This is a genomic window from Xanthocytophaga flava, from assembly GCF_030068545.1.
Classification (GTDB): domain Bacteria; phylum Bacteroidota; class Bacteroidia; order Cytophagales; family 172606-1; genus Xanthocytophaga; species Xanthocytophaga flava.
The window spans coordinates 33,682-51,337 of record NZ_JASJOR010000021.1 but is presented as its reverse complement, the minus strand read 5'-3'; the positions used below and the strand labels follow the sequence as shown (position 1 = coordinate 51,337).

7 protein-coding genes are annotated in these 17,656 nt (G+C 39.3%); all 7 read left to right on the top strand.

Annotation, left to right across the window (positions count from 1 at the left end):
• Positions 1-303 precede the first annotated feature (303 nt).
• The 7 genes from QNI15_RS26095 (at position 304) to QNI15_RS26065 (ending at position 17,635) form a co-directional block, all read left to right on the top strand.
• Positions 304-624 carry a PadR family transcriptional regulator gene (locus QNI15_RS26095; RefSeq protein ID WP_313986485.1) on the top strand — a complete coding sequence of 107 codons (321 nt, stop codon included), beginning with the start codon at positions 304-306 and terminating at the stop codon, positions 622-624.
• 13 nt (positions 625-637) lie between these two features.
• On the top strand, positions 638-3,304 hold the full coding sequence (locus tag QNI15_RS26090) for an ABC transporter permease (protein ID WP_314001830.1): 2,667 nt from the start codon (positions 638-640) through the stop codon (positions 3,302-3,304).
• 43 nt (positions 3,305-3,347) lie between these two features.
• On the top strand, positions 3,348-6,011 hold the full coding sequence (locus QNI15_RS26085; RefSeq protein WP_314034530.1) for an ABC transporter permease: 2,664 nt from the start codon (positions 3,348-3,350) through the stop codon (positions 6,009-6,011).
• Between the two features lie 30 nt (positions 6,012-6,041).
• Positions 6,042-8,735, top strand: coding sequence for an ABC transporter permease (locus tag QNI15_RS26080; RefSeq protein ID WP_314034528.1), 2,694 nt, complete (start codon positions 6,042-6,044; stop codon positions 8,733-8,735).
• Positions 8,736-8,825: 90 nt separating this feature from the next.
• Entirely contained in the window at positions 8,826-11,213 is a 2,388-nt protein-coding gene (locus QNI15_RS26075) for an ABC transporter permease (protein ID WP_314034526.1), read from the top strand.
• An 86-nt stretch (positions 11,214-11,299) separates the two neighbouring features.
• Positions 11,300-13,693 (top strand): ABC transporter permease, encoded by a 2,394-nt coding sequence (locus tag QNI15_RS26070; protein ID WP_314034524.1) that lies wholly within the window; start codon positions 11,300-11,302, stop codon positions 13,691-13,693.
• Between the two features lie 471 nt (positions 13,694-14,164).
• Positions 14,165-17,635: a family 43 glycosylhydrolase gene (locus QNI15_RS26065; protein WP_314034523.1), complete on the top strand. Its 3,471-nt coding sequence runs from the start codon at positions 14,165-14,167 to the stop codon at positions 17,633-17,635.
• Positions 17,636-17,656 lie beyond the last annotated feature (21 nt).

The following is a 17,656-nucleotide window of genomic DNA, read 5'->3' as shown; positions in this document are numbered from 1 at the left end:
AGAAAAAATGAGGTGAAAAGTTGTTTTTAGCGAGTAGTATAGAAGACTTTTCGCTAAAAAGTGAATTCGACAAATGTTTTTCTTGTAAACTGTCTCTATTTTGATAGATATAAATGGAAGCCTTTTTTGTCTGATTTGAAAGCTCCGTTGGTAGTTGTCCGCTAGTGAACGGTTTGTTGTTCATTAGCGGACAACATTCTTTATATAATTTGCTGTATATGCGTGTTTTAGCCTTAATAGAAGGCTGTTCTCATTTTGGCAAGGCATTTGTTTAGCAAATATGAAGATAATAAATCTGGAGCCATGAATAGAGACTATCTGGGTGAATTTGAAGAACTGATATTATTGACTGTTGCTTTTATGGATGGGGCAGCTTATGGAGCCGCAATCCACCAGGATATCCGGCAACGAACAGGGCGATCCGTTCAGTTAAGTGCAGTGCATATTGCCTTGTATCGGTTGGAAGAAAAAAAACTGGTTACATCTGAGATTGGTGGAGCTACTGCTCAGCGAGGTGGCAGAAGGAAACGGTTCTTTACAATTACGCACGAGGGGAGGCATATTCTGAGTGAAATCCGTCAGGTGCGTGAACAACTCTGGCAACTGATTCCCAAGATGATCTGATCCGTTACTATTTATGGAAAACATACCACAGCCACCTAAATGGGTTGATCGCATTGTCAAATGGCGTTTATCTGACTCTGACTATGAAGATATGCTGGGCGATTTGCATGAGCTATATGAGATATGGGTTGCTGAAATGGGTGTAAGGAATGCACGCTTTCAGTATCTACGTCAGGCAATGGGATTCATACGACCATTACCAGTCAGAACACAAAAGCAATTACCAGAACTTCCGCCTTCTCCGATACACACATCATTTAACCCAAATCCAATGAATATGCTTCGTAACTATTTTAAAGTCACATTTCGGAATCTGACCCGAAACAAGGGATATTCCTTTATCAACATTGGTGGACTTGCTATAGGAATGGCTGTAGCTATGCTTATTGGACTATGGGTCTATGATGAAATATCATTTAATTCATATCATAAAAATCATCATTCTATTGCTCGGGTACTTCGAAACGGTACTGCCAATGGAGAAACATTTACAGTATCGTACTTGCCCTATGCACTAGGAGAAGAACTCAAAACCAAGTATGGTGCTAATTTTAAACAGGTTCTTATGGCCTGGGCTGTGCAGGATCATATTCTTTCTCTTGGAGATAAGGTGCTTTCACAAAAAGGCGAATTTATTGATGCTAGTGCACCGGAAGTATTTTCCCTGAAAATGTTAAAAGGAAACTACAATGGATTAAAAGACCCCCATTCGATTTTTCTCTCTGAGTCGTTTGCCAAGGCCTTATTTGGAGGACAAGATCCTATGGGAAAGGTATTGCAGATCAAGAATTATAGTCTAATGGATGTAAAGGTAACGGGTGTATACAAAGATCTGCCTCACAATTCTCATTTTGCCGGAGTTCAGTTTTTTGCACCCTGGGATTTGTTTGTCTCCGCTAATTCCTGGATGACCACACAAGGGTTTAAAAATAACTTTCTGGATATTTATGTACAGCTTGCTCCTCACACTACATTCGAAAAAGCTTCTCTTTCCATCAAAGATGCTATTCTAAATAATATCAGAGATGATAAAGAACATGTAAGCTTTAATCCGCAGATCTTTCTTCATCCAATGGACAAATGGCATCTGTATTCGGAATGGAAAAATGGAGCAAACATAGGAGGTATGATACAATATGTGTGGTTGTTTGGTATCATTGGTGTATTTGTATTGGTATTGGCCTGTATCAATTTCATGAACCTGTCAACTGCCAGAAGTGAGAAACGCGCTAAGGAAGTAGGAATCCGTAAAGCAATTGGTTCTGAGAGAACACAGCTAATCTGGCAGTTTTTTAGCGAGTCGTTTCTGGTTGTAGTATTGGCCTTTGTGATTTGTCTAGGTCTGGCAAGCATCGCTATTGGTTTCTTTAATGATTTGGCTGACAAGCAGATTGTCATGCCTTGGAGAAATACATGGTTTTGGCTGATCTCACTGATATTTATTCTGTTTACAGGCCTGATTGCAGGTAGTTATCCTGCTCTGTATTTATCTTCCTTCCATCCGGTTAAGGTATTAAAAGGAACATTTCGGGTAGGAAGATTTGCCTCTATTCCACGTAAAGTCTTGGTTGTTGCACAGTTTACAGTTTCCATCACTCTTGTTATAGGAACCTTGATTGTGTATCAGCAAATCCAGTATGCTAAGAACAGACCGGTTGGGTATAAGCGGGATGGTCTCCTGATGGTTCAAATGAAGACAGCTGAATTCTATACTAAGTATGATGCAATTAAAGATGAATTAAAGAGGACAGGGGTTGTTGCTGAAATGGCTCAATCTTCCAGCCCTGTTACAAATATCTGGTCAAGTAACGGCGGATTCTCCTGGCAAGGTAAAGATCCTTTTTTACAAACGGATTTTGCAACGTTGACAGTTGCTCCTGCCTATGGAAAAACAGTAGGCTGGCAATTTGTAGCTGGCCGGGATTTTTCTCAGGAACTTGCTAGCGATTCTACCGGATTTGTGATCAATGAAGCTGCATTGAAGTTTATGGGACTGAAACAACCCATTGGAGAAGTTGTTACCTGGGCACCTTCTAGTAGTGAAGCAAAGAACTATCGCATTATTGGTGTTATAAAAGATATGGTGATGGTTTCCCCTTTTGACCAAGCGGTCCCTACTGTTTTTTATCTGGATGGAAATCTGAATTGGATCAATATCAGATTTACCCCTCATGCAAATACAAGTGAAGCATTGAGTAAGATAGAAGCTGTTTTTAAGAAACTCATTCCTTCCGCTCCATTCAACTATACATTCGCTGATCAGGAATATGCATTGAAGTTTGCAGTAGAAGAACAAATAGGAACATTAGCCTCTGTATTTGCGAGTCTAGCCATTTTTATCTCCTGTTTAGGTCTATTCGGCCTGGCTTCTTTTGTAGCCGAACAACGCACTAAAGAGATTGGTATTCGTAAGGTATTAGGAGCCACTATTGTCAGCCTATGGCAATTACTTTCCAGAGAATTTGTATGGTTGGTGTTGATTGCCTTTGCAATTGCTACGCCTTTAGCCTGGTATTTTCTGAATGATTGGCTGGCAAAGTATCAGTATCATACTCGGATATCCTGGTGGATTTTTGCAGTGACAGGTATGGGGGCTTTGCTGATTACCTTGCTGACCGTGAGTTTCCAGGCTATCAAAGCAGCACTTATTAATCCAGTGAAGAGTTTGAGAAACGAGTAAAAGAGAAATAGAATTTCTTTAGCAAACTAACTTACCTATACCCATGAGTTCTGAACAAAAACCACAGCCTCCCCGATGGGTACAAAGGTTGCTTCAATATCGCTTACCTACAGGATTGTCCGAAGAGGTTCAGGGCGATCTGGATGAACTCTTTGACTTGTGGGTAGATGAAATGGGTATTCAAAAAGCTCGCTGGAAATACATTGGGCAGGTTCTCGGATTTCTCAGACCCTTGCCAGAAAGAAAACAATCCTATATACCAAGAGATGTTTTGCCACCATCTCTTTTAACCACACCCTCACCTATAACTCAGATAAGTATGTTCCGTAACTACTTCAAAATCGCATTTCGGAATTTGACCCGCAACAAAGGATATTCTTTTATCAACATTGGTGGACTCGCTATAGGGATGGCTGTGGCTATGCTTATTGGGTTATGGATTTATGACGAAGTTTCGTTTGATAGATATCATAAAAACTATGATCGCATTGCACAAGTAGTACAAAATCAGACTATTGATGGACGAGTGCAAACCTGGTTGGGACAGGCAATGCAATTAGGACCTGCCATTGAAAGTTCTTATGGAAATTACTTCAAACATATAGTCCGAACTTCATGGCCTGGCGATCATATCCTTAAGGCTGGAGATAAGACACTGGTGAAGAGTGGTATGTATATGGAACCAGGTGGTCCGGAAATGCTTAGTCTGGTTAAGATAAGAGGATCGATGGATGGTTTAAAAGATCCTTATTCTATCTTATTATCTGAGACTGTTGCTCAAGCTATTTTTGGAGATTCAGATCCTATAGGTAGGTTAATAAAGATTGACAATAAGATGGATGTAAAGGTAACAGGAGTATATAAAGACCTTCCTGTCAATTCTACATTTGCTAACATAACTTTCATTGCTCCCTGGGATCTGCTTATTAGTAGTGAGAACCTGAAAGACAAGGTAGGTTGGGGGAATAGCTGGTTCCAGACATTTGTACAAGTTTCTGATAAAGTGGACATGAATCAGGCTTCTGAAAAGATTAAGTACGTGAAGCGGGATAATATAAAAGTGGATAGAGACGATCTTCGGTTTAAACCAGAGATGTTTCTGCATCCTATGAGCCAGTGGCATTTGTATTCAGAATTCGAAAATGGTGTTAGTGTAGGAGGAAAGATTCGGTTTGTATGGTTATTTGGCATTATCGGAGCATTTGTATTGATACTGGCCTGTATCAATTTCATGAACCTGTCCACTGCCCGTTCTGAAAAACGTGCCAAAGAAGTGGGTGTTCGTAAAGTTGTAGGTTCTGAGCGAATACAGTTAATCTGGCAGTTTTTAGGTGAATCGCTACTGGTGGCATTTTTTTCTTTGGTTATTGCAATACTTTTGGTAGTCCTTACTTTGCCTTTGTTTAATGAGATAGCAGATAAAAAGATATCCATTTTATGGGTAAGTCCCTGGTTCTGGCTGTCGTGTATAATTTTTTGTTTGTTTACAGGTCTGATTGCAGGTAGTTATCCTGCTCTGTATTTATCTTCCTTCCATCCGGTTAAGGTATTAAAAGGAACATTTCGGGTGGGAAGATTTGCTGCTGCTCCACGTAAAGTGCTGGTCGTGTTGCAGTTTACTGTCTCAGTATTTTTGATTGTAGGCACCTTGGTTGTATTTCGGCAAATTCAGTTTGTGAAAGATAGACCACTAGGTTATGACCGAAACGGGCTGTTGACTATTCCTATGAAAACTCAGGAGAGCCATGATCATTATAACGCTTTCCAAAATGACTTAATGAACACCAGAATGGTGAGCTCAATGGCACAATCCGAAAGTGCTATTACAAACGCATGGGTTACCAACGGAGGATTTCAATGGAAAGGAAAAGATCCAGGTTTACAGGATGAGATTGTCACCGTAGGAGTTACCCATCATTTTGGAAAGACAGTAGACTGGAAGATAAAGTCAGGAAGAGATTTCTCAGAGGCATTCTCTACAGATTCTTCCGGATTTATCCTCAATGAAGCGGCTGTAAAATACATGGGATTTAAACAACCTCTTGGAGAAGTAGTCAAGGCGTTTGGAGGAAAGTATACTGTCATAGGAGTTGTAAAAGATATGGTTACCCAATCTATCTATGATCCCGTTCGGCCAACTATTTTCTATATTGATACCTTCAAACGACTAAGCTTGATTGATATTAAAATCAGCCCGCAAGCCAATACGTCTCAAGCTATTGATAAAATTAAAACGTTGTTTCTGAAACACAATCCAGCTACTCCTTTTGACTATCGATTTGCAGATGAAGAGTTTGCTGCTAAATACAAGGAAGAAGAACGTATAGGTAAACTAGCCTCTATATTTGCTACGTTAGCCATTTTCATCTCCTGTTTAGGTTTATTCGGATTAGCTTCATTTGTGGCTGAGCAGCGCACAAAAGAAATAGGCATTCGTAAGGTATTAGGAGCTACAGTGATCAGCCTATGGCAATTACTTTCCAGAGAATTTGTATGGCTAGTGTTGATCGCCTTTATAATTGCTACACCTCTAGCCTGGTATTTCCTCAATAGTTGGTTACAGGATTATCAATATCGTACCAACATTCCCGGATGGATCTTTGCCGCCACTGGGTTGGGTCTTCTCTTGATTACCTTATTGACAGTAAGTTTCCAGGCTGTTAAGGCGGCTTTAATCAATCCAGTGAAGAGTCTGAGAAATGAGTAATTACAGACACTGCTTCTAAGCAATTGTATTATGGCGCATGAACACAAACCACAGCCACCTCTTTGGGCGCAAAGATTACTTCATTTCCGTTTGTCTGAGGGCTTATCCGAAGAGATACAAGGTGATCTGGATGAACTTTTTGACCTATGGGTAGAGGAAATGGGTATTCAAAAAGCTCGCTGGAAATACATTGGGCAGGTTCTCGGATTTCTCAGACCCTTACCGGAAAGAAAAGAGCAGTATGTACAAACCAGGAATGGAAAATTGCCACCTGCACAAATAGACGTATCATCCAACTCACTCCAAACTTTTCAGGTTATGCTACAAAACTATATCAAAATTGCCTGGCGTAATTTGCTTCGCAATCGAACTTCATCGGCTGTTAATATCATCGGGTTAGCTGTTGGGATGGCTACTTGTTTATTACTTGTGTTGTTTGTTTTGAACGAATTAAGTTATGATCGCTATCATACAAATTCAAGGCAGATGTATCGGATGACCATGCATGGACAAATGGGTGGAAAAGAAATCAATACAGCCTTTGTTAGTGCTCTTGCTGGTATTGTACTGGCAAAAGAATATTCTGGGGTTGAGGCGGCGACTCGTTTACGAACAGAGGGTTCTGTTATTATTAAGTCAGGCAATGAAAGCTTTAAGGAAGAACATGTAGCCTTTGTGGATTCCAACTTCTTTCAGTTTTTTACCATTCCGTTAGTGAAGGGAAACATAAGAACAGCTCTGACAGAACCTAATGCTTTGGTTATATCAGAGACAATAGCATATAAATATTTTGGCAACGAAGATCCTATTGGAAAAAGCCTGACTTTAGGAAGGATGGGATTATTTAAGATAAGTGGTGTGTGTAAAGATGTGCCAACTAACACCCACTTTCATTATGATTTTTTTGGCTCTTTTCTTTCTATCAATCCTGGCAATAAATGGTTAAACAGTGGTGCCTACACCTATTTAAAGATAGAAAAAGGATATCCGATTGATAAACTACGTGCTCAGAGTGCAAAAATGGTCGAAAAATACATCGGTCCGGAAATCAAAGAGTTTGTAGGTATTGATCTGAAAGAATTTATAAAGACTGGTAATCGGATCGGATTTAACTTTCAGCCTGTTACAGACATTCATTTGCATTCAGATCTGGAGGGAGAACTGGAATCCAATGGGAATATTAATTATGTGTATATCTTTTCTGTAATAGCAGGTTTTATTCTGTTGCTTGCCTCTATCAATTTTATGAATCTTTCTACGGCGGGTTCTTCTGCCAGAGCCAGAGAAGTTGGGGTGCGAAAAGTGCTTGGTTCAGTACAAAGACAACTCATTGGTCAATTTCTGACAGAGTCTGTCCTACTGGTATTTCTGTCATTGGGTGTTGCCTTGGGGCTAGTGCTTCTGTTGTTACCAGGGTTTAATCAGTTATCCGGAAAACAATTTGGTATACTAACATTGGTAAGTGGCTGGATGCTACCTGGTATCATACTGTCTGCATTATGTCTGGGATTGATTGCGGGTAGTTATCCTGCTTTATTCCTATCTTCTTTTGCACCCATACAAGTACTGAAAGGGAAGTTGCAAACAGGATTAAAGACAGGAGGGTTACGAAATGTTTTGGTTACCATTCAGTTTGTGGTTTCAGTCTGTATGATTATCGGAACCATTGTTGTATATCAGCAATTGTATTTTATACAAAGTAAAAAAATAGGCTTTGACAAAGAGCAAGTTCTGGTCATAAACGATACCTATGTATTGAAGTCCGGGATCAATTCATTTAAGAATGAAATCGAAAAGCTGGCTTCTGTAGAACGAGTAAGTCTGGCTGGTTATTTACCTGCAGGAAGTTCCAGTTGGGGTGTTGAAGGGATAAAAATAGAAAACCATGCTTCGCAGTCAGAAGTTTTTAGGTCAAAAGCATATTGGATTGATGAAGACTATTTGCCTACGCTAGGTATCCAATTGGCTCAGGGACGCAATTTCTCGAAGGATTTTCCTTCTGATAGTGTTGGTGCACTCATTAATGAAACTGCTGCTCGTATCTATGGACTTAAGAATCCAATTGGTACAAGAATTTCAACTGTAGGAGACAGAAGTAATACTTATACCATCGTTGGCGTAGTAAAAGATTTTCACTTTGAATCAATGCACCAGCAGATTGCTCCAATGGTGATATTTTATGGCGGGGACAACGGGCAGATTGCCATTCGACTGAAAACAGCTAATATCCCTGATCTTTTGTCTCAGATTGAAGAAAGATGGAAAAAGTATTCTGATAATCCATTTTCATATTCTTTCCTGGATGATAGATTCAATGCTATTTATAGTTCGGAGCAACGCATAGGTAAGTTGTTTGGTGTATTTGCCGGACTAGCTATTTTCATTGCCTGTCTGGGATTGTATGGTTTGGCTTGGTTTGTCGCTGAGCAACGTACCAAAGAAATTGGCATTCGCAAGGTGCTGGGAGCTACAGTATCCAGTATCGTAGTTTTACTCTCCAGGGATTTTATAAAGCTGGTAATCATTGCTATGCTTATAGCTACTCCAATTGCCTGGTATGGTATGCATCAGTGGTTGCAGGATTTTGCCTATCATATTGATATCCAATGGTGGATCTTTGTAGTAGCAGGATTGCTGGCTATAAGTATTGCATTGTTCACAGTGAGTTTTCAATCCATTAAAGCTGCTTTAACCAATCCTGTAAAGAGTTTGCGATCAGAATAATAAAAAACTGATAGGGTGTAACAATGAAAGAACTCTAGTGTCTTATCAAAAAACGCTGGTTATTTTACTGTTATACCCAATCAGATAAGTATGCTCCATAACTACTTTAAGATCACATTTCGGAATCTGATCCGAAATAAAGGATATACCTTCATTAATATTGGAGGTTTGGCCATCGGGATGGCAGTTGCTATACTTATTGGACTATGGGTATACGATGAATTGACTTTTAATACCTGTCACAAAAATTACAATCGCATTGTTCAGGTAATGCGATTGCAAACCAGAAATGGCGAAAAAGAGACGAGTACATCAAATCCAGTCCCTATAGGAGATATACTCAGTACCTATAAAGCAGATTTTGATTATGTAGTTAAGGCTAGAAAGCCCGAAGAACATGCCATTTCATATTCTGATAAATATTTCACCCGAACAGGTATTTATATTGAGCCGGAAGGCGCAGAGATGTTATCCTTAGAAATGACCTATGGAAGTTGGAATGGGCTAAAAGAACTGCATTCCATTTTGATCTCGGAGTCTCTGGCAAGAACTATCTTTGGGAATATAGAACCTATTGGTAAACAAATACGAATTGACAATAAAGTAGATGTAACTGTATCTGGTATTTATAGAGACCTACCTGCTAATTCCGACTTTAATGAGGTGATGTTTATTGCCCCCTTTGATCTATATATTTTTTCTACTAACACGGATCCTATCAACTGGACAAATTACAATACCAGAATATATGCAAAACTTGCAGATCCGAAGGATCTGGACAACGTCTCAGCCAAAATAAGAAATAAACTTTTACAGTATGTAACCCCAGAAATAGCTGCTCGTAAGCCAGAAATATTTCTTCATCCTATGTCGGATTGGCATTTGTATTCCACTTTTGAGAATGGGGTACAAGTGACTAGCGTGCAACTAAAATTTATCTGGTTTTATACTTCTATTGGTCTTTTTGTCTTAATTCTGGCCTGTATCAATTTCATGAATCTGTTCACTGCTCGTTCTGAACAACGTGCCAAAGAAGTTGGTATCCGTAAAACAATGGGATCTGTACGAAGTCAACTGGTAAAGCAGTTTTACATAGAATCATTATGTGTGACAGGTATTGCTTTTCTTCTTTCTATCCTGATTGTTCAACTACTCTTACCATGGGCAAATCAAGTCTCTGGTAAGAGCATGGTTATTTTATGGATAAACCCGTTTTTCTGGCTTGTCGCTGTTGGATTTATACTCATTACAGGATTATTAGCAGGAAGCTATCCGGCTTTATATCTATCCTCTTTCAGGCCTGTAGCAGTTCTAAAAGGAACTTTTCATACAGGACGGTTTACCAGTCTTCCTCGCAAAATTCTGGTGGTAGTCCAGTTTACAATTTCTGTTACATTGATTATTGGGACATTAATTGTATATCAGCAGATTCAATTTGTTAAGAATCGGTCTGTAGGGTATAATCAAAACGGATTACTCATGTTTCGGATTCCATCTGTCAGTGTTAAAGAAAAGTATGAGGTTCTAAGACGTGAATTGAAAAACACAGGAGTAATAACAGAAGTAGCCAGATCAGGAAATTCTCTTACCGGGCAATCTGATCAGAATAATGGATTTGAGTGGGAAGGTAAAGATCCAACCCTGGAAGATCCACTTTTTAACTTGCTGCCTATTACCTACGAATATGGAAAAACAATAGGCTGGCATGTTCTGGAAGGGCGAAATTTCTCGATTGACTATTCTACAGATTCTTCTGGGATTATCATCAATGAAGCTGCTGCAAAACGGATAGGTTTGATTAATCCTGTTGGTAGGGTAGTAACAGGAGAATTGGACTTTCGGGGCAGGAAGGATTTTAGAATCCTTGGAGTTGTACAAGATATTGTAATGCAATCTCCTTTTGAACATGTACCACCTGCAATCTTTTTTTTGGGAGGAGGTAATTATATATTGGTTAGAATTAATTCTACTACTAGTGTCCATAATGCTTTGTCAGAAATAGAAGCTATATTTAACAAGGTTATACCTGGCAGTCCCTTTGATTATCATTTTGTTAATGAAGATTATGCCCACAAGTTTGTTGCTGAAGAGCAAATTGGAACTTTGGTGGGTTTCTTTGCAGGTCTGGCGATCTTTATTTCGTGTCTGGGGTTATTTGGGTTAGCCTCGTTTATTACAAAACAACGTACCAAAGAAATTGGCATTCGAAAAATACTAGGTGCTACAGTAATACAGCTTTGCCAGTTGTTAGTAAAAGAGTCTATCAGTCTGGTTATTGTTGCTAGCTTTATTGCTGTTCCCATTACCTACTACTGCATGAGCAACTGGCTTCAGAATTATACTTTTCGTACAGAATTATCCTGGTGGATTTTTGGTATTGTAAGTACAGGAGCCTTGCTGATAGCAGTATTAACTGTAGGCTTTCAATCCATTAAGGCTGCCATGACTGATCCAGTAAAGAGTTTAAGAAATGAATGAATGTAGATGAAGTCACTATCAACTTCATCTACTTATAGATACTGATCAACTCGTTATCCATTTATTTAACCTTAAATCTTCTTTTAATGCTACGCAATTATATCCGCTTTGCCTGGAGAAATCTTGCAGGCAATAAAGCATTTTCTGCTATCAACATTCTGGGACTAGCTTTGGGCATCGCTACCTGTCTGACGGTTGCTTTACTGGTGATTCATGAGGAGAGTTATGATAGTTATCATTCCAAAAGAGAGAGAATCTTTCGGGTTGAGGGCCGAAATGTTAGAGAAGGACATACCTATCCGGGTAATTATACAGGATTAGTGCATGCCTTGCGTAATGATATACCAGAAATCGAGGTTGTAGTACCTATGTACAAAAGGGGTGGTGTAACTATTCAGGAACCCATATCTGGAAAATTGTTTAAGGAACCAGTTGTATTTGCTGGAAATGAGTTATTTCGAACCTTTGACTATACATGGATTGCTGGTAATCCTAAAACTGGCTTATTTCAGCCCAATACTATCATCATAACCCGTTCACAGGCCGAAAAAATATTTGGTACAACTCAGGTATTAGGTAAGATACTACAATATGATAGCAAACATAATCTGATGGTAACAGGGGTAGTGGAAGACTTTCCTATTACAACCAGTTTTCCATTTGATGTGTTAATCTCGTTTGCCTCTATTCCAGAAATAATGCCTGATTTTGACCTTAACAAATGGAATGGGTGGGGTGATGATTTTCAGATATTTGCTCTATTGAAAGAGAGTGTTGACCCACAACAGGTAAGCCGACATTTTCCTGGGATCATTACAAAATATATGGGGAAAGAAGCTGTGGCTGAAAAACAGTTTTTATTAGCTCCTCTCCATGAATTGCATTATACATCCAGTTTCAGTGGGCACACTGCAAATCCAACATTTCTTAAGACTTTATTTTGGATAGGTATTTTTGTTTTGTGTATTGCCTGCATCAATTTTATCAATCTGACTACTACACAGGCTATTAAACGGGCTAAGGAAATTGGAGTACGTAAGGCTGTAGGTAGTAATCGATTGGCTCTTATATATCAGTTTCTGATTGAAACTGCACTAATTGCCGACATTGCCATCTTGTTTGCAATTCCTATTGTATATGGGTTGTTACCTCTGATAAACTCCATTCTGGGTGTAGGGCTTTCAATTACAGATCTGTTCTCCTGGCAGACAGGAACTATTTTAAGCTGCTTGTTTGTCGCAACTGTGTTGCTGGCAGGCGCCTATCCTGCATTCTATTTGTCGGCAATGGCTCCAATATGGGCTCTAAGAAGCAATAACAAGGCGATTACAAATCGTGGATTTACTTTACGTCAGGGGTTGGTAATAGCCCAATTTACAGTATCTCTGGTTCTCATTAGTTGTACATTGTTGATCCGGCAGCAACTTTCTTTTTTCCAGAATGCAGATCTGGGATTTAATAAAAACGCCATCCTTACAGTAGGATTACCTGATAATAGCCCTGCAAAGCTTCAATTGTTACGTACACGGTTACTGCAGTCAGCGCAGATTAAAAACGTGAGTTTTTCCTTCAACAGTGCCTCTGCAGAAAGTAACTGGATGCAAATGATGGAGTATCGACTGAAAGATACTGTGGTCCGGATTAAAACCCAGATGAAAATGGTTGATGCGAATTATATTGATACGTATGGCATTCAGTTGCTGAAAGGAGAAGTTTTCCGTGAAGGAGATACATTGCCTAAAGTTATTGCTAACGAAATATTTCTTCATCGGATGGGCGTACAGCGGCCTCAGGATGCAATCGGACAGGTTGCTTTTTATGGAGATGGTCAGGAATCGGTGCCCATTGTAGGTGTAGTAAAAGACTTTCATGTCAATTCCCTGCACCAAAATATTGATCCTACCTTGATGATGGTGGTTCCCAAACATTTTTATCAGGGAAGTATCAAACTGCAAAGTGAACAACTGAGTAGCCAATCTATTAAGGAAACACTAGCATATATTGAAAATATCTGGACTGCTACTTTTCCCAATCAACTATTTGAATATAAATTTTTGGATGATACACTAAGTCAAGCCTACCAGAACGAAATCCGTACTGAACAGATGATAGAGGTGTCTACCTTTCTGGCAATAGTGATTGCATGTCTAGGTTTGTTTGGATTAACTCTTTTTACTACACAGTCCAGAATCAAGGAAATTGGAATTCGCAAGGTGTTGGGAGCTACAGTATCCAGTATTGTAGTGTTGTTATCCAGAGATTTTGTAAAATTGGTTGCTATTGCTTTATGTATTGCTACTCCGATTGCCTGGTATATGATGAGTCAATGGCTACAAAGCTTCGCTTTTAAGATTACGATTGTCTGGTGGGTATTTGTAGTAGCTGGTGGAGGTATACTGATTATCACACTTATAACCATAAGTTTTCAGGCTATCAAAGCTGCCTTAACTAATCCTGTCAAAAGTCTGAGGACAGAATAATTATTGTAGTTAAGTGGAGTTTTGCTGTAGAGCCACATGTTAAGTTGATTCTTTAATCCCTGATAGTTAAATCCACAATAAGTTCTCGTGTATATTCATCCAAATAAACTATCCTGTCATTCTTTGTCTTTAATTATACAAGAGTAAATGGCAGGATAGTTTATTTTAAAATACTCCTTCTTTCTCAGTTATGCTAAGAATCCGGGAAATGGTGAAAATAGTATTAAGACAGATTAATACTGTATCACTATTTTATTGGGTAAATAGCTTTATTTGATAAGGATAGTACCTTGTCCAACCATTACCTGGTTAGTATTTTTTAGATCTGTATCTATCAGATTAATGTATTCACTACATTATAGGTTCTGGCTTTAATCTGTTTCTTATTTTATTATATTTCATACTTCTGAAGATAGGCTTAGAGTAATAATTTCTATCTGTTACAGATGAGTATGGCTGTTTTCATTTGCTATGAGAATTTTTATTATCAGTCTTATTACTCTGTGTTTAGTTATCCAGGGGCAGGCACAACAAATCGCTAACCATCAGGCACCAGGGATAGGGAACCCTATCATTCCAGGCTACTTTGCAGATCCTACTGTCAAAAAATTTGGTGATACCTACTACATCTATGCTACTACAGATGGAAACGGGGGCGGTTTTGGCCCTTCACAGGTATGGATGTCAAAAGATTTTGTCAACTGGACTATGCAGCCTATGAACTGGCCTACTACTCCACATTTCTGGGCTCCGGATGTAACACAAGGCAATGATGGAAAATACTATATGTATTATTGCCAGCCTACAGTTGAAATCTATGGTGCATCCGGAAAAACGCCTGTAGGACCCTGGACGCCATTGTATGAAGATGAGAAGCCTATTGTCAAAAACTATGATGTTCCTGATGTAATTACACTGGATGGACAAACTTTTCGGGACGATGATGGGAAGTTTTATATGTTTTGGGGAACCTGGGGTATTTATCCTAATAGCGGTTGTGGAATAGGCTTGCTGAATGATGATATGAAAACCTTCAGTAAAATGATCAAGTTGCCTAACACTATCGCAAAAGATTTCTTTGAAGCCCCTTTTATGTTTAAACGTAATGGGATCTATTATTTACTGTATTCTTCAGGCCGTTGCGAAGATCATACCTACCGAGTACAATATGTTTTTAGCAAAACGGGACCTATGGGGCCATTTGAGTATGGCAAGACAAACCCAATTCTGGTAACTAACACTGATGGCACCGTGCATGGACCGGGACATCAGTCTGTGATTGAGCATAAAGGAATTTATTACTTAGTTTATCACCGTCATAACAATCCCCATTCCAATGGTGGATATCACCGTCAGGTATGTGCTGACAAACTGGTATTTGATGCTGAAGGAAACATTGAGAAAATAGTACCTACTCATACAGGCATTGGCCCCCTGGGGCCATTAGAAGAAACAGATCCTAATCTGGCTTTTGCAAAGTCAGTAACAGCTTCCTCTTATTATGATGCAGATTTCAAACCAGAGTTTGCGGTAGATGATAACAACGGTACTTTATGGAAACCTCGTGATAATACCAGTGATGTATGGTTACAGATTGATCTGGGAAGTATACAGCCTGTAAAGCGTATTCATATCCAGTTTGAATATGCAACTTGGTATTATCAATATCTATGGGAGTATTCAACTGATGGAAAACAATGGAGTGTGTATACCGATCAGCGGAAGAATACCAAGGTAGGTAGCCCAGTGGTAGATGTAGGAAGTGTAAAAGCTCGTTATCTAAGATTAACAATTACAGATACCCAATATCCTGGTTTAAATAAAGCTGTCTGGAATATCAGAGTATATTCTACCGATAGACAGGTACTAACGCCTAGTCAACAACCTGTTATGGATGCTCATCAACCAGTGACCCGGAAAGGGTTGTTGCTGGATTTAAGTGCAGACTCATTACCATTAGGAAAACTAGTCCATGAGTGGAGCAATACAGGAAATCTGGAAGGTACAATAAAGGTTGCCTCAACCCGTATTCCGCATGTAGACCTGATTGCAGGACGAAAGGCCCTTATATTTTCAGGGAAAGAATATTTTCAATCAAGTGTGAATGCACTGCCCTCATTAGCTGGAAATAGCCCATGGACAGTAGCGATGTGGATATATAACCCGGAAATAGGAGATGAGGAGCCTGTTGTTTGCTGGACACCACGAGGTGGACGTGATCTGAGTAATGTATCAATAGGGTATGGTCGTAACCGGAATTGGGGAGCTGTAGCACATTGGGGGTGGCCAGATCTCCCATATAAAACTTTACCAGAAGCAGCTCGCTGGCATCATATAGCCATTACGTTTGATGGTACCATGGAACGTATATATGTGGATGGTAAACTGGATCAGGAAGATCGCCGGATGTTATTTTTACAATCAGACCAACCATTGGTAATTGGTACGAATGGAGATAAAACTGCCTTCTTCTCCGGTGCACTCTCTTCGTTGAAAGTCTATGATACCCCTTTATCCAAAGATGAGTTAATTGCATTGTCACAACAGAAAAATGAATCAACTGTATTGGCAAGTTTAATGACGACCAAATTGGTTTATGGCTCTACCTCCAAGATTGTAAACGAAGGATATGGAGCAAGTGAGTTCATTGTGAATAAAGGATTTGTGGTTGTAAAAGATCTCAATGAAAAGATAACCCTTGTAATACCTCCTGGCACTTCTTTGGACTGGAAAGGACAGGCAATTTCCAGATTACAGAAGGGCTATTCAACTATAATGGTTGTTATGTCTGGTAAAGAATGGATACAGCAGATTGAAGTACAACAGAATCAGACAATAAAAACATATATCAATGGAGTTCTTACTAAAACACAGTCTATTTCTAGTAGTGAAAATTCTTTGTCGGGTATTTCGCTAAGCAATCTAATTCTCACATCTTATCAGATATATGATTACCCATTTGTTGAAGAAGAGATTAAAACATTTTTTACAGAATGGAAAAACTCTTCTGTTAAAATGGCAAAACCATTCTTCCAGTTAAAGCCAAGAGCTATCAGTCCTCAAATAGTTCAAATGTCTGCAAGTAATACAGCACCTGGACTACAATACTGGTTTGAAGAGATTGGTACTAAAAAAGCCAGTGGCTGGCTTGATGACCCTGTGTATATGGCATATGGGTTACAACCTAACCGGAAATATAACTACACAGTGAAAGTACGGGATGCGTTTGGTAATGTATCATTGGCGTCAGATCCTGTTTCTGTAAATACAATGACCAACCAATTTATCATTAAGCAGGATGTATTTGAGAAGGAGAAAGATTTTCTGAAAGAAGGAGTTAATACTACTATATGGGATGGATATATAGGAAAGAACTTGGATGAGACTGCTTTGGCTATTACTAGTAAAGCTGGTCACTTACATTTGGAATCAAGTGACTCCAGATGGGATGAAACAACTCCTAAGGGGCCATTTATGTATACGAATGTGACGGGAGACTTTGTGGTACAGGTAGAGATTGCCGATGTGAGTGGATTAAAAGAGAAAAAAGCAACTGGAGCCAATGATGTAGGACTTATGGTCCGCTTGCCTCAAGAAGACAGAAAGACTGGAGAAAGTCTGATCCAGAGCAGTATTTTTCCGGGATGGGGAGTAGGCAATATGGTCACCAACCTTTCTGTTAAGGGACGAGAACAAACCAACAATCAGTCTGCTTGGGCATTTGACCGATATTTACAGATACAACGTATAGGGGACTATTTTTACTTACGTAGTAGTAAGGACGGTATTCTATGGAAGGATTTACCTGGGAGCCCAATACAACGCCCTGACTGGACTGGCAAGTCAGTTCAGGTTGGTTTATATCAGGCTACCTATGGAAAAAGGCAGGGATATGGGGAATTTCAGAAGTTTGAGTTAACCACTCCTGGAAAAACTCCATAAAAGTAAAAGACTATAAACTGA